Raw genomic sequence first — 547 nt, 5'->3', positions numbered from 1 at the left:
CGAGGGCGGTCATGGCGAGGGCGCTGGAGGCGCGCTGGCGGAGAGCAGTCATGGCTGTGTCTTCTTTCTGAAGGATTGGAATGCGCCGAAAACGGTGCTTGAGGTGAATTCGAGGTGACCTCGAAAAAGGGTGCGAAAACCTAGACCGAATGCCGCTGTGGTGCGATCAGACGGATGGAGTTCGACATTTCTGAGGAAGTTCGGATCGGGCGACCGTCGTCGTCGCCCTCAGGCGTCCGCGCTACTGGACGTGCACGTAGTAGACGTGCGCGGTGCTGTACTTCGGGGAGGGGAGCGTGCCGTAGGTCATGCGCATGCCCGGCTTGGGCTCGTGCGCGATCCGGCCGTTTCCGAGGTAGATGGCCACGTGGTACGCCGTTCCGGCGGAGCCCTTGGAGTAGAGGACGAGGTCGCCGGCCTGAGGGGCGGAGGTGAGCTTGCCCGAGCGGCTCTGCTGCGCCGCGGTGGTGGCGCCGAGGACGTCGCGGCCGTAGGCCTTGGAGTAGACCCAGCGGGTGAAGCCGGAGCAGTCCATGCCGCCCTTGGT

1 protein-coding gene is annotated in these 547 nt (G+C 65.3%); it reads right to left on the bottom strand.

The window, feature by feature from the left end; genetic code table 11:
• Positions 1–241 precede the first annotated feature (241 nt).
• A partial coding sequence (locus H9I38_RS10690; protein ID WP_226338810.1) for a C40 family peptidase occupies positions 242–547 on the bottom strand: 306 nt, incomplete at its 5' end.

Source organism: Arthrobacter sp. UM1 (genome assembly GCF_020483305.1).
Lineage (GTDB): Bacteria > Actinomycetota > Actinomycetes > Actinomycetales > Micrococcaceae > Falsarthrobacter.
This window is presented reverse-complemented; position numbering and strand designations above follow the sequence as displayed.